General features: G+C 70.4%; 16 protein-coding genes. 10 read left to right on the plus strand and 6 right to left on the minus strand.

What is annotated here, in order from left to right; genetic code table 11:
- Nucleotides 1-3: 3 nt before the first annotated feature.
- On the minus strand, nt 4-891 hold the full coding sequence (locus QSK32_RS08810) for an SURF1 family cytochrome oxidase biogenesis protein (RefSeq protein WP_285471615.1): 888 nt from the start codon (nt 889-891) through the stop codon (nt 4-6).
- A 136-nt stretch (nt 892-1027) separates the two neighbouring features.
- On the opposite strand from QSK32_RS08810, the gene QSK32_RS08815 reads away from it, so the two are divergent.
- Both QSK32_RS08815 and QSK32_RS08820 read left to right on the plus strand, forming a co-directional pair.
- Nucleotides 1028-3505 (plus strand): cobyrinic acid a,c-diamide synthase CobB, encoded by a 2478-nt coding sequence (locus QSK32_RS08815; protein WP_285471616.1) that lies wholly within the window; start codon nt 1028-1030, stop codon nt 3503-3505.
- 129 nt (nt 3506-3634) lie between these two features.
- A complete protein-coding gene (locus QSK32_RS08820) occupies nt 3635-4261 on the plus strand; it encodes a TIGR03086 family metal-binding protein (protein WP_045745179.1) in 627 nt (208 codons plus the stop codon).
- Between the two features lie 1385 nt (nt 4262-5646).
- Here QSK32_RS08820 and QSK32_RS08825 read toward each other — a convergent pair.
- On the minus strand, nt 5647-7794 hold the full coding sequence (locus tag QSK32_RS08825) for a transglycosylase domain-containing protein (protein ID WP_285471617.1): 2148 nt from the start codon (nt 7792-7794) through the stop codon (nt 5647-5649).
- A gap of 84 nt (nt 7795-7878) precedes the next feature.
- Between QSK32_RS08825 and cobC the strand changes: the two genes are divergently transcribed.
- From cobC to cobA, 3 genes are read left to right on the plus strand one after another with little or no spacing between them, the layout of a single operon-like run.
- Nucleotides 7879-8931: an Rv2231c family histidinol phosphate aminotransferase CobC gene (cobC, locus tag QSK32_RS08830; protein ID WP_285471618.1), complete on the plus strand. Its 1053-nt coding sequence runs from the start codon at nt 7879-7881 to the stop codon at nt 8929-8931.
- Nucleotides 8928-9983, plus strand: coding sequence for a nicotinate-nucleotide--dimethylbenzimidazole phosphoribosyltransferase (gene cobT, locus QSK32_RS08835; RefSeq protein ID WP_285471619.1), 1056 nt, complete (start codon nt 8928-8930; stop codon nt 9981-9983). The genes cobC and cobT overlap by 4 nt, the downstream gene beginning before the upstream one ends.
- A gap of 19 nt (nt 9984-10002) precedes the next feature.
- Nucleotides 10003-11211, plus strand: a complete 1209-nt coding sequence (gene cobA, locus QSK32_RS08840; protein ID WP_045745175.1) for a uroporphyrinogen-III C-methyltransferase — start codon at nt 10003-10005, stop codon at nt 11209-11211.
- 79 nt (nt 11212-11290) lie between these two features.
- Here the strand turns inward: cobA and QSK32_RS08845 are convergent, their stop codons facing one another.
- Nucleotides 11291-12733, minus strand: a complete 1443-nt coding sequence (locus QSK32_RS08845) for an alpha,alpha-trehalose-phosphate synthase (UDP-forming) (protein WP_285471620.1) — start codon at nt 12731-12733, stop codon at nt 11291-11293.
- A 173-nt stretch (nt 12734-12906) separates the two neighbouring features.
- Here QSK32_RS08845 and QSK32_RS08850 point away from each other — a divergent pair, with 173 nt between their 5' ends.
- From QSK32_RS08850 to QSK32_RS08870, 5 genes are all read left to right on the plus strand, one after another.
- Nucleotides 12907-13413: a hypothetical protein gene (locus tag QSK32_RS08850; RefSeq protein ID WP_285471621.1), complete on the plus strand. Its 507-nt coding sequence runs from the start codon at nt 12907-12909 to the stop codon at nt 13411-13413.
- A 119-nt stretch (nt 13414-13532) separates the two neighbouring features.
- Nucleotides 13533-15209 (plus strand): energy-dependent translational throttle protein EttA, encoded by a 1677-nt coding sequence (ettA, locus tag QSK32_RS08855; RefSeq protein ID WP_045745172.1) that lies wholly within the window; start codon nt 13533-13535, stop codon nt 15207-15209.
- Complete coding sequence (locus QSK32_RS08860; protein ID WP_083449332.1) at nt 15202-15678, plus strand: acyl-CoA thioesterase; 477 nt, start codon at nt 15202-15204, stop codon at nt 15676-15678. Before ettA ends, QSK32_RS08860 begins: the two co-directional genes overlap by 8 nt.
- The gene (locus tag QSK32_RS08865; protein WP_285471622.1) at nt 15675-16334 is read left to right on the plus strand and encodes a DUF8185 domain-containing protein; all 660 of its coding nucleotides are present in this window, start codon (nt 15675-15677) and stop codon (nt 16332-16334) included. The genes QSK32_RS08860 and QSK32_RS08865 overlap by 4 nt, the downstream gene beginning before the upstream one ends.
- A gap of 129 nt (nt 16335-16463) precedes the next feature.
- Nucleotides 16464-17042 carry a type III secretion system chaperone family protein gene (locus QSK32_RS08870; RefSeq protein ID WP_045745211.1) on the plus strand — a complete coding sequence of 193 codons (579 nt, stop codon included), beginning with the start codon at nt 16464-16466 and terminating at the stop codon, nt 17040-17042.
- Nucleotides 17043-17272: 230 nt separating this feature from the next.
- On the opposite strand, the gene QSK32_RS08875 is transcribed toward QSK32_RS08870, so the two are convergent.
- The 3 genes from QSK32_RS08875 to QSK32_RS08885 form a co-directional block, all read right to left on the minus strand.
- Nucleotides 17273-18544 carry a delta-60 repeat domain-containing protein gene (locus QSK32_RS08875; RefSeq protein WP_045745170.1) on the minus strand — a complete coding sequence of 424 codons (1272 nt, stop codon included), beginning with the start codon at nt 18542-18544 and terminating at the stop codon, nt 17273-17275.
- Between the two features lie 87 nt (nt 18545-18631).
- Nucleotides 18632-19048: a globin gene (locus QSK32_RS08880; RefSeq protein WP_045745169.1), complete on the minus strand. Its 417-nt coding sequence runs from the start codon at nt 19046-19048 to the stop codon at nt 18632-18634.
- A 31-nt stretch (nt 19049-19079) separates the two neighbouring features.
- A complete protein-coding gene (locus tag QSK32_RS08885; RefSeq protein WP_285471623.1) occupies nt 19080-20486 on the minus strand; it encodes an MFS transporter in 1407 nt (468 codons plus the stop codon).
- Nucleotides 20487-20658 lie beyond the last annotated feature (172 nt).

The following is a 20658-nucleotide window of genomic DNA, read 5'->3' on the forward strand; positions in this document are numbered from 1 at the left end:
ACCTTAATCGGCGCGATCCCCGGTGGCGAGGCGCCTCTTCCTGAGATCCGCTTCCTCCACCCGGTCCATGGGGCGTTCCTGCTTACGCCGCCGGGCGGCCTCCTCGGCAGCCTGCTGCTCCTCGGGCGACAGGTCGCTCCGCGCCTCCTGCGCCTCGCGTCGCGCCTGCCAGCCGAAGAGCACGAACGCCATCCCCGCGAAGATCCACCACTGGACGGCGTAGCCGCCGTTCTGCCACGAGTCCTCGTGCGGGATCGGAATCGTCGAGAACGCCGGATCGTTCGCCGGGGTCTGCTCGGTGAGCAGCACATACGCCCCGTAGACCGGGAACGGCAGCTCGGTCGCCAACCGCGGCACATTGACCCGCCGGGTGTCGAGACGTCCATCACGACGGTCCACCGCGGCGGGTCGGCTTTCCGACAAGTGCACCTGGCCGACCACGGTCACCGTGCCCGCCGGTGCGGCCGGGACCTCGGGCGCCGCGGTCGCCCCGGCAGCCGGAGCCGGCACCCACCCGCGATCGACGAGAACCGCTGTCCCGTCGTCAAGGACCAGCGGAGTGATGATCTCGAAGCCGACATCACCGTTGACTGTCCGGCCCCGGGCCTGGATCTCGTGGGTGCTGTCGTAACGACCGGTAACGGTCACCTTTGTCCAGGCCAGCGTCTTACCCGGGGCCGCGCCCGGGGTGCCGGCCGCGGTCGGTGCGGCCAGCGTGCCGGTCAACGGGACCGCCTGCACGGCGTTCGCCGCGTCGATCCGGTCATTGATGGCCGTGCGTTCGTGGTACCGCCGCAACTGCCAGTTCCCCAACATCACCATGATCACTGCGGCGACGACGGTCAGGGCGGCTGCGGCCAGCCAGCGGGGGGTCAGCAGGAACCGGTACACGGACCGAGGCTACCTGGCCAAGAGGTGCCTCCCGCCGCAGCCAGGTAGTGTGCGACATCCGGCAGGCAATATCACGTGGCCGCCGATTGCGGAATCCTCGGGGGAGACATTGAACACCGCCCAGCCTCGCTTGGTCGTGAGTGCGCCGTCATCCGGCCACGGCAAGACCGCGATCGCCGTCGGGCTGCTCGCCGCACTGTCGGCGCGCAATGTCCCGACCGCGGGCTTCAAGGTCGGCCCCGACCACACCGACGCGGCGTACCTCGGACTCGCCGCCGGCCGCCCCGGCCGCAACCTGGACCCGCGGCTGGTCGGCGCGCAACGCGTCGCGCCGCTCTTCGCCCACGGCGCGGCCGGCACCCAGCTCTCCGTCATCGAAGGCGCGATGGGCCTGTTCGACAGCCTCACCGGCCAGCCCGAACTGGACGGCACCGCCGCGGTGGCCGCCTCGCTGCGCGCCCCGGTCGTGCTCGTCGTCGACGTCGCCTCGATGGGCCACTCGCTCGCCGCCCTCGTCCACGGCTTCCGGATGTTCGACGAGATGGTCCAGCTCGGCGGCGTGATCCTCAACCGGGTCGCCTCCCCGCGCCACGAGCAGATGCTGCGCAGCGCGATGGACGACATCGGCATGCCGGTGCTGGGCGCGCTCCACCGCGGCGACCTGCCCAACGTGCTGCCGGCGCGTACCCATGGCCTGGTCCCGGTCGCCCACCGGACCGTGGAGGCAGGCCGCGCGGTCCGCCGGCTCGGCGAGGCGATCTCCACCACCCTCGACATGGACCGGCTGATGGCCATCGCCAACTCCGCCCCACCGGTGCCCGGCTCGGCCTGGAACCCGGCCGACGCGGCCGGCGACCCGGTCACCCAGCGCCCGCTGATCGCCCTGGCCGGCGGTCAGGGCGCCCCGTACACCTACGTCGAGACCGCCGAACTGCTCACCGCGGCCGGCGCCGACGTGGCGGTTGTCGATCCGCTGCGCGACGAAGCACTGCCCCCGGGCACACGCGCGCTGATCGTCGGTGCCGGCCTTCCTGAGGGGTACGCGGAAGAACTGTCCGCCAACCACCGCCTGTCCTCGGCGGTCGCCCAGTTCGCCCGGGACGGCTGGCCGGTGGTGGCCGAGGGGATAGCGCTGCCGTGGCTCGGCCGGGAACTCGACGGACGGCCCATGTGCGGCGTCCTGGACATCACGGCGTCCACCGGCGATCAGACCGTCGCGGGATACCGCGAGGCGACCGCGCCCAGCACGTCCCTACTGGCCCCGGCCGGCGCCCGGATCACCGGATACAAGCAGCACCGCGCGGTCGTGGCGCCGCGTGCCGGTTCGGTGCCCGCGTGGACGTGGTCCGGCGGCAACCCGGAGGGCTTCGTCTGGCGCCAGGTGCACGCGTCCCAGCTGGGCCTGCACTGGGCGGCAGCCCCCGAGATCGCCAAGCGGCTGGTCGTCGCCGCGGTCGCCGGCCCGCCGTCCGGTCCGCAATCCGGCCCCCAGCCGGGTCCGCCCTCGGGCCCGCCGTCCGGCCCCCAGCCGGGTCCTGGTTCCCCGTCCGGCCCGCCGTCGGGTCCGCCGTCCGGTGGTTCTCAGCCAGGTCCGCCGTCCGGTTCTCAGGGGTCTTCGGGGCAGTCGCAGCAGGGCGTACCCACCGCGATCCTGTCCACGCAAGGCAACAGCATGCCGTCCATGCCGTCGGGTCCGTTCCCGGCAGTGCTGTCCGGTCCGCCGATGCCGCCCGGTCCGATGCCCCCAGGCCCGATGCTGCCCGGTCCGATGCCCGGCTCGATGCCTTCTGGGCCGATGCCTGGCTCGATGCCCGGCTCGATGCCTCCTGGGCCGATGCCCGGCTCGATGCCCGGCTCGATGCCTCCTGGGCCGATGCCCGGTTCCATGACTGGTTCGATGCCGCCCGGTCCGATGCCGCCCGGGATGCTGCCGCCCGGCGCGATGCCGGGCTCGCCGCCGTATCCCGATCACCAGCCGGGCCCGCCGATGGCGCCGCGCTCCGCCCCGCACGCGCCGCACGACCAGCGTGCGCCGATGACCTACGGCCCGGATCAGGTCTACACGCCGGATCAGATCTATACGCAGGATCAGGTCTACACGCCGGATCAGGTCTATGCGCAGGATCAGGGGTACGGTCCGGAGCAGGCCTACGGTCCGGACCAGGCGTACGTGCAGGATCAGGCGTACAGCCAGGACCACGCCTATACGCAGGATCACGTCTATGCGCAGGACCAGGCTTACGTTCAGGACCAGTCTTACGGCCCGGACCAGGCTTACGGCCAAGACCAGGTCTACGGTCCGGGCCCCGGTATCGAGGTGGGCTTCGGTCCCGGGCAGGGGATGGGATACGCCCCCGGCATGCCGCCCGTCCCGGCACAGCCCGGTCCCGGTCACGGACAGCAGAACCCGCAGGGCAAGCCGCCGCTGCAGGTCCCGCCGATGCCTCCGGGCATGGTCCCGTCCGGCGGCCCCGGGGCGGTTCCGTCCGGCGGCCCCGGGACGGGTCACGGCCCGGGTGGCAACGGCAACCCCGCACCGGCTCCGCGCTCGGCCCCCGGCATGCACGACGGCCCGGAGAACCGCCCGACCTCGGACATCCCCGTCCACTCCTGACAGCTCTTCCGGCCCCGGCGTGCCTTTCGTACGCCGGATCCCGCCCAGCGTGCGAAAGGCGTTCATGGGGCCGGGAGTTGTCGTACCTCCCTCGTACCGTGAGGCGTACGACAACCGAAGGAGGAGATCGTGGCCGACCGCCTGCCGCTCGACTTCTACCCGCCGGTTCGTCAGATCAGAGCGCTCCTGCTCGGCGTCGACCGCCATCATCTTGACGCGCCGACGCCCTGCCCGGGCTGGCCGGTGGCCGCCCTGCTCGACCACCTGACGGGCTTGTCGGTCGCGTTCACCTCCGCCGCCCGCAAACGCAGCGCTGAGCCCGGCGCCGACGGCCCGCCCCCCGAGCCGTCCGCCGCTCACCTGCCACCGCAGTGGCGCAGCCGGCTGCCGGTGCTGCTGGAGGAACTGGCCACGGCCTGGCGCGACCCGTCCGCCTGGACCGGCACGGCCCGAGCCGGCGGCGTCACCATGCCGGCCACAACCATGGGCTTCTTCGCCATGAACGAGCTGGTCATGCACGGTTGGGACCTGGCCCGCGCCACCGACCAGAATTACGCCGCCGACCCTCGCACGTCAGAGGTCCTCGTCGAGTTCCTGTCCCAGCACCCCGCCGAGGGCACCCCCGGATTGTTTGGCCCCGCCGTCCCCCTCGCCCCCACCGACGACACCTTGCGCCAGGCCATAGCCTTGGCCGGCCGCAACCCCGACTGGCGTCCACCCCGCTCCCAGCCCACCACCCGAACCCGCCATCCGTAGCCGCCCGCGCAACCTGTCGCCCGGCCTCCGAACGCGTCATCCGGCCCGTCCAGGCCTCAAGGCGGAGTCGAGTCTGATGGGCACACCCATGCCGACCGTGGGAGACGTCCCAGAGGCGGGCCCACTCCATGGGGCGCCGCGATCCTGACCGATGGCTGCCTCGTCTCGTGGCGCTGTCTCTGCTGACGTTGACGTTCGTGATTGCTCGCCGCCGAGGGTTGTGCAGGCCGGAAACCGGGACTCGTCTGCGCCCCGAGGACCCCGGATGCACCGCTTGAGTGGGCGCGTCTGGCGGCCCTGGAGGGTGGGTGGTCGAACCCGTCTCTGCCTCGGGTGCGGCCACCGTTGCGGACTCCGGCCATCGTCGGGTTAGCCTGCTGCCTGCTGCCTGCTGCCTGCTGCCTGCTGCCTGCTGCCTGCTGCCTGCTGCCTGCTGCCTGCTGCCTGCTGCCTGCTGCCTGCCGCCTGCCGCCTGCCGCCTGCCGCCTGCCGCCTGCCGCCCGCCGCCCGCCGCCCGCCGCCCGCAACCCTGACCAGGACTGTGGGCGCGCCCGATCATGCGACGGGGTGCGTTTGTCGCTGTCGGGCGGGTGGTGAGCGTCCCCGATCACGTGATCGGGGGCGCTGGCTGGGGTCTTGGGTGCGTCTGCGGGCCTGCGGCTGCGGGGGTGCGCGGGTGCGATTTGGTGGGTTCTGCTTGGTCGGTGGGTGTACCCGATCATGCGATGGGGTGTGCTGACAGTCCTTGAACGAGTGGTGAGCGCCCCCGATCACGTGATCGGGGGCGCTGGCTGAGGTCTCGGGTGCGTCTGCCGGCCTGCGGATGCGGGGGATGCGGGGGATGCGGGGGTGCGCGATTTGGTGGGTTCTGCTTGGTCGGTGGGTGCACCCGATCAAGCGATGGGGTGTGCTGACTGCCCCTGCTCGGATGGTGAGTGCCCCCGATCGCATGATCGGGTGTTGTGGTGAGGGTGCGAAGCCCGTCCGCGTGGTGACTTCGGGCGCGCTGGGCACCCGAAGTCACCACACCGGTGGGGGTGTGGTGATTACGGGCGCGCTGGACGCCCCAAGTCACCACACCGGTGGGGGTGTGGTGTTTTCGGGTGGTCAGCGCGCCCGAAATCACCACGCAGGCAGACCCTGACTGTGAAAGGTGTCTAGCTGGAAGGCTCGGGCGGCAGGTTCCGCGTTCTACGGAGCTGACGCGACCGTGTTCAACCGGCGAATCCGAGAGCGGGCGAATCCGAGAGCGGACGAACCCGGAAAGAGGACGAACCCGAGAGAGGGCGAACCCGGAAAGAGAGGACGGCCGCCGCGGGAGCGCGACGGCCGTCGAAACCTCTGCCGACTGAGACGGCGCAGATCCCGAGAGGAAGCACGAACGATCAATAAACCATCTTGTCGGAGGGCGGTTTGAACTTTTCGCGCGGTTCATCCCTCAGCGCATCCCGCAACGTCTGAGCGACCGTGTACTTCGACATGGTCGAACGCCCCGACCCCACCAAATGCTCCGGATTGTCCGGATCGGCGACGAACGCGGAAGCCGCCAACTGCGGCGTATACCCGCTGAACCAGGCCGTCCTGTTGTCGTCCGTAGTGCCGCTCTTTCCGGCGACCGGCCGTCCCGCCGTCGCGTACACCATCGGCGATGTCTCCCAGCCGCCGCAGCCGCCCCGCGCCGACCCGTAACCGGTGACGCAGCGGGCCGCATCCGTCGCCGCCCGGGCCACGTTCACGCGGACTGCCTGGTGGCAGCGGGGTGCGGCGATCACCGTGCCGCGGTCGTCGCGGGCGTTCGTGCCGTCCGGGTTGCGGATGCTCAGGACCGGTAACGGTTCACAATACTGGCCTTCGGCGGCCAGGGTCGCGAACACGTTCGCCATCTCGACCGGGGTCGCGTCGCTCACGCCGAGCGTGAACGCGCCCCACCCGGACGCGTGTGCCGGGGTGGCCAGTTTGCGGTCTACTTCCGTGCGCCACCGCAGGCCGAGCCGTTCCGCCATCCGGACCGCCTTCTCCGCGCCGACCCGCTGTTCGAGCTGTACGAAGTACGTGTTGACGGACTTGCCGAATCCGCTCCACATGGTCTGGTTGCCGGTCATCGATTTGCTGGAGTTCTTCGGGCACCAGTAGCTGCCGCAGGTGGCCCGGCCGCGGGACGTCACGTATCGGGAGACGTACCGTTCGGGGCTGTAGAAGGTCGTGGAGAGTGGCAGCCCCGATTCGAGGGCGGCCAGCATGGTGAACACCTTGAATGTCGATCCGGCCTGGTATCCGGCCATGTCGCCGCCGCCGAGGAGCGGGTTGACCGTGTTGGGGTAGTTGCCTTTGACGCCTTTTCCGACCCGCCAGTCGGTGTGCCGTCCGTTGTCCTTCTGGTCGAGGGAGTACCGCCGGTTGACGGCCATGCTGAGGACCCGGCCGCTGTGTGGTTCGACCACGACCTGGCCGTGGGCGAAGGGGCTGTTGCGGTTCTCCTTGTCCAGCACATGCGCCAGGGCGATCTTCTGGATGCGCGGGTCGATCGAGGTGACGATCCGGTAGCCGCCGCGGCGGAGGCGTTCTTCGCGTTCCAGCGGGTTGGTGCCGAACTGTGGTTGTTCCCGCCACCATGACTTGAGGTAGTCGCAGAAGTAGCCCCAGTCGTTGTGCCGGCGGCTGACCGAGATGCAGTCGTTGGGCGGTGTCGTCAGTTTCAGCTTTATCTTGGCTTTCTTCGCCATGTACGCCTGCTCCCCGGTGATCGTCCCGATTTTGAGCATCTGGTCGATCACGTAGTTGCGGCGCTGGGTGGCGGCCCGCCGGTCCTTCGTCGCCGGGTCGTACGCCGACGGCGCCTTCACCAGCCCGGCGAGCAGGGCCGCCTCGGTCAGGTTGAGGTTCTTCGGGGATTTGGAGAAGAACACCTGCGACGCCGCGTAGATCCCGTATGCCCGGTGTCCGTAGTACGCCGTGTTCAGGTACCGCTCGAGGATCTGTTCCTTGCTGAGCCGCTGTTCCACTTCGATGGCCAGCCGCATCTCGCGCAGTTTCCGGGTGGCGGTCTGTTCGGTGGCTTCGAGGGCTTCTTTGGGGGTGCGTGCGCCGTCGCGCAGGGCCATCCGCACGTATTGCATGGTCAGTGTGGAGGCGCCCTGGGAGACGCCGCCGGCTTTCTGGTTGGCGATGAAGGCGCGGGCCACGCCTTTCGCGTCGACGCCGTTGTGTTCGTAGAAGCGGGTGTCCTCGGAGGCGACGATCGCCTTGGTGAGGTAGGGCGACATCTCTTTGAGTTTGGTCTGTTTGCGGTGTTCCTCGTAGAACATGGTCAGCAGGGTTCTGCCGTCGTTGGCGTACACGTAGGTGGTCTGGGCGGCGGGGACTTCGGTGAGTTCCTCGGGCAGGGATTCCAGGGCCTCGGTGCCGGCTTTGACTCCCATTCCGGCGAGGGCGGCCAGCGGATAGGCGATTCCGGAGATCACCAGACCCGAGATGAGTCCGGCTCGGATCAGGAGAGCGATCCGTCCGGCTACGGTGAGGCGTCGGCTCGTCACTCTAAGAAAATATGGCAAGCTGCTTCATATTCCCCTGAAACGGCCGAAGTAGGACGCTCAGGAACGTCCGGCATGCTGATCACCATGACGTTCGACCTTGATCATCACGGCGACGCGGAGGTGGGCGCGGGCCTGATCGATCTCGCGGTCAACGTGCGCCACCAGGCGATGCCCGGTTGGCTGGCACAACCGATCGCCGCATCACTGGACCGGCTCTCCGCGTACCCGGAGAACTCTGCCGCGACAGCGGCGGTAGCCGCCCGGCACCACCGTGAGCCGGGCGAGGTGCTGCTGACCGCCGGCGCTGCCCAGGCCTTCGTGCTGCTCGCCCAGGCGCTGCGCGGCGCCCGCCGTCCGGTCGTGGTGCATCCGCAGTTCACCGAACCGGAGGCGGCGCTGATCAATGCCGGTCACCGGGTCGAGCGGGTGCTGCTCCGTGCGGAGGACGGTTTCCGGCTCGACCCCGGTCTGGTCCCGGCCGACGCCGACCTGGTCTTCGTGGGCAATCCGACCAATCCGACCTCGGTGCTGCACCCGGCCGCCGACGTGGCGAAACTGGCCCGGCCGGGCCGGGTGCTGGTGGTCGACGAGGCGTTCGCCGACACCACCTGGCGGCCGGGCGTGGCCGGTGAGCCGGAGTCGCTGGCCGGCCGCCGTGACCTGCCCGGCCTGGTGGTGCTGCGCAGCCTCACCAAGACCTGGGGGCTGGCCGGCCTGCGGATCGGCTATCTGCTCGCGCCGGCCGACCTGGTGCCGCGGTTCGCCGCCGTGCAGCCGCTCTGGGCGGTCTCCACCCCGGCGCTGGCCGCCGCGATCGCCTGCGCCTCGCCGGTCGCGGTCGCCGCCGAGCGCCGGATCGCCGCGGAGATGGCGGCCGAGCGCGACCATCTGGTGGAACGACTGCGGCACGTGCCGAGCGTCACCATCGCCGGTGAGCCGGCCAGTGCATTCGTGACAATTCAACTTCCAGAAGCCGATGTCGTACGCCGTGAGCTGCGCGAACGTGGCTACGCGGTGCGTCGCGGCGACACCTTCCCGGGCCTGGGCCCGCAGTGGCTCCGGATCGCCGTGCGCGACACTGCCACCACGGACGGATTCGTCCACACGTTGACAGCTGTGCTTGAGGAGCGATCGTGACCTCGCTGGAGACCACTCTGGCCGCCATCCGCCCGGCCGACGAGCGTGCCGTGGCCGCCGCCCGTGACCTGCAGGCCCGGCTGACCAAGCCGGCCGGTTCGCTGGGCGCGCTGGAGGAGTTGTCGGTGCGGCTCGCCGGTCTGGCCGGCGTCTGCCCGCCACCGCTTCCCACCCCGGCCACCGTCGCGGTCTTCGCCGGTGACCACGGCGTACACGCGCAGGGCGTCTCGCCCTGGCCGCAGGAGGTCACCGCGCAGATGGTGGCGAACTTCGTGGCCGGTGGCGCGGTGGTCAACGCGTTCGCCCGGCAGAACGGCGCGGACGTCATGGTGATCGACGTCGGGGTGGCGATCCCGCTGCACGGCGGCGCCACCCTGCTGGACGCCAATGTGCGCCGGGGCACCCGGGACATGACCGTCGAGCCCGCGCTGACCCGCGAGGAGGCGCTGGCCGCCGTCGAGATCGGCGTCCAGGTCGCCGGCACGCTCGTCGCGCAGGGTGCGAAAGCGCTGCTCACCGGGGACATGGGCATCGCCAACACCACGCCGGCGGCGGCTCTGATCGCGGTCTTCACCGGCACGTCGGCGGGTGCGGCGACCGGCCGGGGCACCGGCATCGACGACGAGACGCTGGCCCGCAAGATCGCGATCGTGGACGCCGCGCTGGAGCGGCACCGGCCGGACCCGGCCGACCCGCTGGGCGCGCTGGCCTCGGTCGGTGGTCTGGAGCATGCGGCGCTGACCGGGTTCATCCTGGGTGCGGCGGCGAACCGGGTACCGGTCATCATCGACGGGGTGATCGCGGCGTCGGCCGCCGTGGTCGCGGCCGCGTTCGCGCCGGACGCGGTGGCCGCCATGGTCGCCGGGCACCGGTCGGCCGAGCCGGGCGCCGGTGTCGCCCTCGCCCACCTGGGCCTGGAGCCCCTGCTCGACCTGGGCATGCGCCTCGGCGAGGGCAGCGGCGCGGTGCTGGCCCTGCCGATCGTCGCGGCCGCGGTGCGGGTCATGCACGAGGTGGCGACGTTCGACGCGGCCGGGGTGTCGGAGAAATGAGAGCGGGAGTGTCCGAAAGATGAGCATGTACCCGATGGCCCTGCGGCTGGCCGATCGCCGCGTCCTGGTGGTCGGCGGCGGATCGGTCGCCACCCGCCGGGTCCCCGCGCTGATCGAGGCCGGGGCGAAGGTCGAGATCGTCGCGCCCGTCCTGACACCGGCGCTGCAGGCGCACGTCGATGCCGGTCGGGCGGTCTGGACGCCGCGCCGGTTCGAGCCGGCGGACGTCGCGGGCGCGTGGCTGGTGCACGTCGCGATCGACGACCCCACCGCTGCCGCCGAGGTGAGTGCGGCGGCGGAGGCTCAGACCGTGTTCTGCGTACGCGCGGACGACCGTGACGCCGCCACGGCCTGGACGCCGGCCGTCACCCGGCACGGCCAGGTGACCGTGGCGGTGACCGACGGCGGCGACCGGCGCCGGGCGATGGCCGTCCGTGACCTGGTCGCGCACGCTCTGGAGGCGGCCCCGCCGGTCGTTCCGGAACTCAGTGGCGTGGCCCTGGTCGGCGCCGGCCCCGGCGACCCCGAGCTGATCACGGTGAAGGGCCGGCGGCTGCTGGCTGCCGCGGACGTGGTGGTCGCCGACCGTCTGGTGCCCGGCATGCTCCTCGGCGAGCTGCGTCCCGAGGTCGAACTGATCGACGCTGCCAAGATCCCGTACGGGCCGTCGGCCGCCCAGGAGGAGATCAACCGGATCCTGGTCGACCGGGCGGCGCAGGGCAAGTTCGTGGTCCGGCTCAAGGGCGGCGACAACTTCGTCTTCGGCCGTGGCGGCGAGGAGGCCCAGGCCTGCGCGAAGGCGGGCGTCCCGGTGCGGGTCGTACCGGGTGTGACCAGCTCGATCGCGGCGCCCGCGCTGGCCGGCGTCCCGGTCACCCACCGCGGGGTGGCGCACGAGTTCACGGTGGTCAGCGGGCACATCCCACCGGAGCACCCGGACTCGCTGGTCGACTGGGCCGCCCTGGCCCGGCTGCGCGGCACCCTGGTCGTGCTGATGGGGCTGAAGAACCTGCCGTTCATCGCGGCACGGCTGATCGCCGAGGGCCGGGCGGCGGGCACCCCGGTCGCGGTGGTGCAGGAGGGGTCCACCTCGCATCAGCGGTCGCTGCGCAGCACGCTCGGCGAGGTCGCGGACGAGGTGGCGAAGGCCGGGATCCGCCCGCCGGCGGTGGTGGTGATCGGCGAGGTCGTGACGGTGGCCGACGAGATCAGTTCCGCGATCGGCTGAGGCGCGACCGCGGGCGTGCTTCACCGCGTACCCGGAAAGGCGCCGGACCGGAGACGGCCCGGCGCCTGATCCCGGATCTTCAAGCGGTGATCTCGTCCACCTTGTCGGACTCGGCGGACTCGGCGGACTCGGTGTCCTCGACGTTGAGCTCGTCGAGGAAGGTGCGCGCCCACCGGGCCACGTCGTGCGTGCGCAGGTGCCGCTGCATGACGCGCATCCGGCGCTTGAGCTCGGGCTGTTCGGTCCCGACGGCCCGCAGCAGCGCGTCCTTCACGCCGTCCGGGTCGTGCGGGTTGCACAGGAACGCCTGGCGCAGCTCGGTCGCCGCACCGGCGAACTCGCTGAGCACCAGGGCGCCGCCGGTGTCACCGCGGCAGGCGATGTACTCCTTGGCGACCAGGTTCATGCCGTCGCGCAGCGGCGTCACCATCATGACGTCGGCCGCCGCGTACATGGCGGCGAGTTCCTGCTTGCTGACCGACTGGTGCAGGTAGTGCACCGCCGGCGTGCCGACCTTGCCGAACTCGCCGTTGATCCGGCCGACCTCGCGCTCGACCTTCACCCGCAGCGTCTGGTAGTGCTCGACCCGTTCCCGGCTCGGCGTCGCCACCTGGATCATCACCGCGTCGCCGACGTTGAGCTTGCCGTCGGCGAGCAGCTCGCGGAACGCCTTGAGGCGCAGCTCGATGCCCTTGGTGTAGTCGAGACGGTCGACACCGAGGATGACCGTCTTCGGATCGCCCAGCTCGGTACGGATCTGCTTGGCCCGGGCCTGCACCTCCGGCGTGGCGGCCAGGCGTTCCATGTCCTTGGTGTCGATGCTGATCGGGAACGCACCGGCCTTGACGCTGCGCCCGTCCACCTTGATCGACTGGCCTTCGTAGCGCAGGCCCAGGAGGTGCCGGGCGAGCCGGACGAAGTTCTGCGCCGCCAGCCGCTGCTGGAAACCGACCAGGTCGGCGCCGAGCAGACCGCGCAGGATCTCCGCACGGAACGGCATCTGCATGAACAGCTCGATCGGCGGAAACGGGATGTGCAGGAAGAACCCGATCCGCAGGTCCGGGCGCATCTCCCGGAGGATGGCCGGCACCAGCTGCAGCTGGTAGTCCTGCACCCAGACGGTGGCGCCCTCGGCGGCCACCTCGGCCGCGGCCTCGGCGAACCGCTGGTTGACCACCCGGTAGGTCTCCCGCCAGCGCCGTTTGTAGACCGGCGTCTCGACGGCGTCGTGGTAGAGCGGCCAGATGGTCGCGTTCGACTGGCCCTCGTAGTAGCGCTCCAGCTCGTCATCGCTGAGCGGAACGGGATGGATGTGGATGCCCTCGAGCTCGAACGGTTCGGGTGCCGGACCGGTTCCGCCGGCCCACCCGATCCACGTGCCCTGGTGTTCGGTCAGCACCGGGTGCAGGGCGGTGACCAGGCCGCCTGGACTGGGGCGCCACTGCTTCTCGCCGTCCGGCGTGGTCACCTCGTCCACGGGCAGACGGTTGGCAACGACGACGAAGGAACTTCGTTGGGCCACGCTGAGTACACCTCCGAGTGGTTTCTGTTCCCAAGGTGAGCCTACTGTGCGTAAGCTGCCGCGGTTCACCCGCTCCGGATCGCGACGCTTCTGTGTCGTGGTTTCGTGCCGCTTTCCCACGTCGCTGATCCGGGTGGATGGACCACCTGGGGGTCGGGTGCCATCCTGAGCCGGTGACTCCCGACGATGATCATTCCCAGCAGCGGCGGCCGTTGTTCTTCCCTGTGGTGATCGCCACGGTGCTGCTGACGATCATCGGGATGATCGGCGGGTATCTGCTCAGTCAGCACCGAAACAGTCGGAATGTGGCGAACACCGCGGACTCCGGTTACGTCGTGGTCGACGGTGACCCGTGCCCGGAGCAGACCCAGTCGGTCGGGGCCGAGCAGGGTGGCACCGGGGTGCTGCGCGAGGTGCTGCACGTGACGACGGCCAAGCGGACCGAGATCTGGATCTGTGAGGACGAGGCCGGGCGGTTCTTCTACCACGCGAACAAGGGTGGTGCCGGTGCGCCGTGGGTGGAGGGCAAGACCGCGCTCTTCCTCGATGACGTGCAGCCCGTCGGCTCCGGGTACGTCGCGCGGGCCTGGGACGGCAACCTCTTCACGGTCGACTCGCAACGTCTGCTGATCTCCTACACCGACGGCCGACAGGAGGAACAACGGGTGGTCGTGAGCTGAGCACGGGGGAATCCCGGCGGGCCGCCCGGGGTTGTCGTTCGCAGCGGTGTCGGCACCTGGAAAGATTGTCCTTTGATTATCGGCACCGACAACCCACGATCTCGGAGGTAGGGCACACCGTGGCCCAATATATCTACGTCCTGGAAAAGGCGCGCAAGGCGCACGGCGACAAGGTCGTGCTCGACAATGTGACGCTGAGCTTCCTGCCAGGCGCCAAGATCGGTGTGGTCGGCCCCAACGGCGCGGGTAAGTCCAGCCTGCTCAAGATCATGGCCGGCCTCGACATGCCGAGCAACGGCGAGGCCAAGCTCATGCCCGGCCACACCGTCGGCATGCTCGCGCAGGAGCCTCCCCTCAACGAGGAGAAGACCGTCCTCGGCAACATCGAGGAAGCGGTCGCGGAGACCAAGGCCAAGCTGGAGCGGTTCAACGCGATCGCCGAGCAGATGGCCACCGACTACACCGACGAACTGATGGACGAGATGGGCAAGCTCCAGGAGGAGCTCGACCACCTCGACGCCTGGGACGTCGACTCCAAGCTCGAGCTGGCGATGGACGCGCTGCGCTGCCCGCCGCCGGACGCCGACGTCACCCAGCTCTCCGGTGGTGAGCGCCGCCGGGTCGCCCTCTGCAAGCTGCTGCTCGAGGCGCCCGACCTGCTCCTGCTCGACGAGCCCACCAACCACCTGGACGCGGAGAGCGTCAGCTGGCTGGAGCAGCACCTGGCCAAGTACGCGGGAACCGTTCTGGCGATCACCCACGACCGGTACTTCCTGGACAACGTGGCCGGCTGGATCCTCGAGCTGGACCGCGGCCGGGCCATCGGCTACGAGGGCAACTACTCCACCTACCTGGAGAAGAAGGCCGCGCGTCTGGCCGTCGAGGGCCGCAAGGACGCCAAGATGAAGAAGCGCCTCTCCGAGGAGCTCGAGTGGGTGCGGTCCAACGCCAAGGCCCGCCAGACCAAGAGCAAGTCCCGGCTCGACCGGTACGAGGAGATGGCCGCCGAGGCGGAGAAGACCCGGAAACTGGACTTCGAGGAGATCCAGATCCCGCCGGGCCCGCGTCTGGGCAACACCGTCATCGAGGCCAACGAGCTGGTCAAGGGCTTCGACGGGCGCACGCTCATCGATCACCTGTCGTTCTCGCTGCCGCGTAACGGCATCGTCGGCATCATCGGCCCGAACGGCGTCGGCAAGACCACGCTGTTCAAGACCATCGTCGGGCTGGAGCAGCCGGACGAGGGCTCGGTGCGGGTCGGCGAGACGGTCAAGCTGTCCTACGTCGACCAGAGCCGTGCCGGCCTCGACCCCACCAAGACCGTGTGGGAGGTCGTCTCCGACGGTCTCGACCACATGATGGTCGGCAAGGTCGAGATGCCGTCCCGGGCGTACGTCGCGGCCTTCGGCTTCAAGGGCCCGGACCAGCAGAAACCGACCAAGGTGCTGTCCGGTGGCGAGCGCAACCGGCTCAACCTCGCGATGACGCTGAAGATCGGCGGCAACGTGATCCTGCTCGACGAGCCGACGAACGACCTGGACGTCGAGACCCTCGGCAGCCTGGAGAACGCGCTGCTCGAGTTCCCCGGCTGTGCCGTGGTCATCTCCCACGACCGGATGTTCCTCGACCGGGTCGCCACGCACATGCTGGCGTGGGAGGGCACCGAGGAGGACCCGGACAAGTGGTTCTGGTTCGAGGGCAACTTCGACGCGTACGAGAAGAACAAGATCGACCGCCTCGGCGCCGAGGCGGCCCGGCCGCACCGGGTCACGTACCGCAAGCTGACCCGTGACTGATCGTTTCATCTACGACGTGCCGGTGCGCTGGTCCGACATGGACGCGTACGGGCACGTCAACAACGCGCGCTTCCTCACCCTCTACGAGGAGGCGCGCGTGGCGATGGTGTTCACCGCGGCCAAGGAGTCCGGTCTCGTCACGTTCTCCGACGGCATCGTGATCGCCCGGCACGAGATCGACTACCTGCGGCCGGTCGACTTCGGCGACCCGGTGCGCATCGAGTCGTGGGTGTCCGAGCTGCGGGCGGCCGCGTTCACCGTCTCCTACGAGTTGTACGACGACGGGGTGCTGGCCAGCCGGGCGAAAACGGTCTGCGTGCCGTACGACCTGGCCAAGGGCCACCCGCGGCGGCTCACGCCGGAGGAGCGCGACTTCCTGAGGCCGTACACGGCAGGCGGTTCGCGGTCGGCCTCTTCCGCACCCGGCGGTGCCACTCCGGGTGGCGTCATTCCGGGCGGCGGGTCATGACAGGGCACGGCCTGCTCGGGGTTCCTGACGCAGGCGCGTTCCTGGCCCGTCTGACCCGCCTGGACCCGTCCGCCCCGGTCCGGCTGCGCTCGACCGGCGGCCGGACCGCTCTCTGGGCCCATCTGCCCTGGGACGTGCTGGTCACCCGCGAGGTGGCCGGCGCCGGTCCGGGTGACGCCACCGTCTCCGCGTCCGATCTGCTCGCGGTGCTCGCGGCCGGCGGCGACCGGCTGCCGGAGCGGCGGGACACCCAGTGGCGCTGGGCGCTTCCGCCGGCCGCCAGTCAAGCGGTGGAATCGGTCGCCGGTGCCGAACTCGCCCGGCTCGCCACCGCCGCCGCCGGCACCCTCCGGGAGATCTCCGCGGGCGGCGTGTCCGGTCGCGCGGTGGGTCAGCGAGCGGTCCGCGACGCCCTTCTCGACCATGTCGCTCTGGTCGTCACTCCCGACTCCGGTAGCCCGGTCGAGGTGTCCCAGAGGCTCGTCCAGGCAGTCGCCCGGATGGGTTTTCTGGGTCCGCGGGGTTCGGAGCCGGCTGAGGCGCGAGTTCGGGTCGCGGTTAGTTGGGTGGGAATTTCTGCACCATATGGAGTAGCTTGGCGACAGAGCGTTCATAAATTGACCGTTATGCCGATGGCGTCTCACCCGAAAGGGTGACGTCTCATCGTCCTTCCGGTCCCGCCCTCCCGTTGGGGGGATGACCTTCAGGAACGGTACGGGTACCGTCGGCCCTCGGATCCACTGCTACGTCCGGCAGTGGGTCTGTTGGGGAGTGAGGTGCACACGATGCCGTGGTGGTCATGGCGTCCGGGATCGGCCGCGGGTAACGAGCCGACTGCCGGTGGCGAGGTTGCGGTGCAGAACCCCGTCCGCGTCGGCGTCCCGGCACAGCGCGAGCCGGCCCGGTCCGGAGTTCCGTCCGAACTGTCCACGAGTGGATCCGATGCGGTCACGCCTGTCGCGCTCACGCGCATCGGCAAGGCGCTCGACCTACTCGACATCCGGTTCCTCGCCGACGGGGGCGGCAGCCTCCTGGCGATGTGGGAACGGCACGCCGTGCTGTTCACCCTCGAGGGGCCCGACGACGAGATCCTCGTGATGCGGGCCCGCCCACACGCGACGGTCCCGCCCGACTGGGCCGATCGCGCGTATCGCGTGGTCAACGAGTGGAATCACACGAGACGCTTCTGCAAGGCCTACGTCGGCGACCCCACCGAGCGGGGTCAACTGCCGATATACGCCGAACTGCAGGTGCCGCTGGCGGCGGGCGTCCACGACACCCTCCTGGTGGAGCTTCTCGACTGCGGCGCGGCGGTGGCCACGTCCTTCGTGGATTGGCTCCACGACGAGGGTGCTCTTCTGTAGCCGGGTTTTTGGTGGGTGGCTGAGGCCTGTTGCTTGCTGGGCTTCGCTGCCGCTCGCCGGCTTCGCGCCTCTGAGCTGGTGACGAGAGCCCGAAAAACAACCGACGGCTTCGCCTAGTTGTTTTTCGGGCTCTCGTCACCAGCGGCGCTACGCGACTTGGTCGCGGCCGTTCCAGACCTGAGTGGGTGGTTGGTCTATATGTGCGTTTTTGTTTTGGTTTTTGTTGTTGTTTAGGGGTTGGGGAACAGGCCGATGCGGCCGTGGTACTCACGGCCCAGCTGGTCGGTGTCGGAACCCACGAGCAGGCCACCGGGCACGGACAGGAAGGCGCGGACGCCGACACCGCGCGAGCGGGTGGGGTTCCAGGCCAGAGCCCTTCCGGTGTACGGGTTGACGGCGCCGATCCCGGGACGCGAGACCGCGCCCGGGCCGGGGCCACTGCCGTCCGTGCCGTACGGGTTGTCGAACCAGCGCTGGTGCCCGCCGAGATAGACAGCCGGGCCGGTGATCGCGACGGCGTACAACGAGTCGCCGCCGGTGCGCTGCACCCAGGTCGGGACGTGCCGCCCGGGGCTGCGGGCCTCGAACCGGGCCGCCGAGTCGCACAGGGTCTGCGCCGACGAGGCCCGTCCGGTCGCGGCCACCACGAAGTACGACCCGTCCGGCGAGAACTTCACCTGCCGCAGGTACGTGTCGAAGCCCTTCATGCAGGCCGGCCGGTAGGCATCGGTGTACCAGTCGGACAGCGCCGCTCCCGCGCCGCCCAGATCGAAGGCGGCGATCTGCGTACGCTCGTAGGCCCCCGCCCGCAGGAACGCACCGACCGCGACCAGTTTGCGACCGTCGGGCGAGATGTCGAAGTGCTCGACCCGGGTCCGTTTGAGGCCGGGGCCGGCGAGCCGGGCGTCGAAGTCCCGGTCGACCGCGCCGCTGCCGGCGTCCACCCGGGCCAGACCGACCCGGTTCACCCCGTTGATCGCGGAGAACGTCCCGCCGGCGTAGACCTGACCGTCCCGGGCGGCCAGGGCACGCACGTCGCCCCAGTTGATCCGGGCGCCGAACGATCCGAGCCGCTCCCCGCTGCTCACCGCGAGCCGGGCCAGTCCCCGCTGGGCTGCGCCGTTGACCTGCTTGAACGCCCCACCCACGTACACCGTGTGGTCGGCGCCGGCGGCGAGCGAGTACACCGCGCCGTCCACCTGCGGGGCGAAGGTGCGGATCTGCCCGTCGCGCAGGCCGAACGCGAAGATGTTCTTCCGGGCGTACGTCTGGCGACGCCGGCTGTCGGCCACCTTGGTGAAGGCGCCCCCGACCACCACGGTGTCCCCGACCAGGGCCAGGGACCAGACCGTGCCGTCGAGCACGTGCGGTGTCCAGTCGACGGGGTCGGCGGAGACGACCGCGGTGTGGGCGAGGTCCGCGACGGCCGGTGGCGCGGCGATCACCGCCGGGGCGGCGACGGCCGTGGTGGCCACGACGGCGGCGAGCAGGCGACGGCGCATGCGGCGGGCTCCCGGGTTCGAGCGACGTCTCCGGGACGATCGCTGATTGTCAACCCGATCAACGAGCCACCGGCGGGCGCGACACGATCAGTGCGCGGGCTCCGCCGGATCCATCGTGTTCACCATGAAGTACGCCGCGCGCTCCAGGTAGTCCCAGAGCATCGTGTGCAGCTGCGGTGACAGCTCCAGCGAGTCGACGGCGACCCGCATGTGGTGCAGCCAGGCGTCACGGGCGGCCGGGTCGACCCGGAACGGCGCGTGCCGCATGCGCAGCCGGGGGTGGCCGCGGCTGGCGGAGTACGTGTTGGGGCCGCCCCAGTACTGCATCAGGAAGAGCGTGAGCCGGTCGGCGGCGGGCTCCAGGTCCTCCTCGGGGTACATCGGCCGGAGCAGCGGGTCCTCCGCGACGCCCTCGTAGAACCTGTCCACGAGTCGCCGGAAGGTGGGCTCGCCGCCGACAGCGGTGAAGAAGGTCGTGGCCTCGTCCGGTACGGGTTCGCTCACCGTTCCATCCTGCCAGGGTCGTTCCGCGGGGCTAGGACCGCTCCGGTGTGACGCTCGTCGTCGGGACCGTGCCGGAGCCGGTGTCCGCGTCGGCGGGGCCGGGTTGCCGGACCGGCGGGGCGGCCGGTTTCTCCTCGTCGGGCATGGTGGCCGCGGCGTCGGCGGTGGCCCGGGCGAAGGCCGCCGGAGCGGGCCAGAAGAACGCCAGGAACAGCATGGCGACCGCACCGCCGGCGCTCCACAGGCCGACCACCATCGGGACCCGGAAGTGTTCGGCCAGGCTGCCGGTGGTGAGGACCGCGGCCAGCTGGCTGATCTGGATGCCGCTGCTCATCACGCCGAACGCGCGGGCCCGGAAGCCGTGCGGCAGGGCCAGCACGAAGACCGCGTTCAGGGTGGGGGTGAGCGCGCCCTGGACCAGGCCGCCGGAGAGCACCATCAGCGCGGCGGCGGGGGCGGCCGGGGCGAGCAGGCTGGGCACCAGCAGCAACGGCGGGAGGACCGCGAGGACCGGGATGAGCCGGGCCCGCCGTTCCGCCGGGACGATCCGGTTGAACACGGTGCCGCCGATGATGAAGCCGACCGGCCCGGCCGCCATGATCAGGCCCTGGCCGAGGCCGCGGGTCTCCGGGTCGGTGGTGATGTCCGCGGCCCAGGCGGCGGCCAGTCCCTCCGGGACGATCGCGAAGACGGTGATGGTGAACACCACGACGGCGATGGACCGCAGCACGGGGTGGCCGAAGACCAGCCGGAAGCCCTCGGCGGTCTCGTGCAGCAGGTGGGTGCGCTGGGCGCTGCTCATCGTGGTGGGCCGGTGCCGCACCCCGAAGGCGATCAGTGCGGCGGAGAGCGCGAAGGTGAGGACGTCGACGCCGAGGGCGATCCGCGGGGTGAGCGCCACCGCGACGGTGGCCCCGACGAGGTACCCGAAGACCTGGGCGGTCTGTGATGCGGTCTGGCTGATGGTCAGGGCCAGCGCGAGCCGTTCCCGGCCGACGACGGTGGGCAGCAGGGCCGAGCGGGCGGCCTGGGTGGGCGGCGCGAACATGCCGGCGACCAGCAGGATCAGCAACATCGCCGGGACCGGCAGCTGCGGCAGGAGCAGCAGCGAGATCAGGACCATCCGGCTGAGATCGGAGACGATCATGACCCGGCGGTACGGGTGGCGCTCCGCGAACGCCGCCAGCACCGGGCCGAAGAGCCAGGGAACGTAGCCGATCGCGAACGAGGCGGCGGAGAGCAGGGCGGACTGGGTCTGGTGGTAGACCAGGACGGTGACCGCGGCCCGCGACAGGTAGTCGCCGATCCAGTTGATCAGGGTGGAGAGGAACAGCGCGCGGTACTCACGATCCGCAAAGACGGCACTGTAGGTGACTTTAGGGTTGCTTTCAGTCACCACCTCGGCCGGATCGCGCGGCCGTGCGGGGTCGTTCGCCACCAGAGCCCTCCATCGCTGTCGGCCCCGCCGAGGAGTCGGCGGGGCCGGACACGCTCACGGCTACCCGGGCGAACGTGCCGTGCATATACAGAAGCTGTAGCGGATTCTGCCCGATCGTCCTAGTTGACGCTAGGGTGGTTGGGTCGAGAACCGGCCATTCGGTGGAGGGCAG

The sequence above is a fragment of the Actinoplanes sp. NBRC 101535 genome (genome assembly GCF_030269225.1).
Classification (GTDB): Bacteria; Actinomycetota; Actinomycetes; order Mycobacteriales; family Micromonosporaceae; genus Actinoplanes; species Actinoplanes rectilineatus.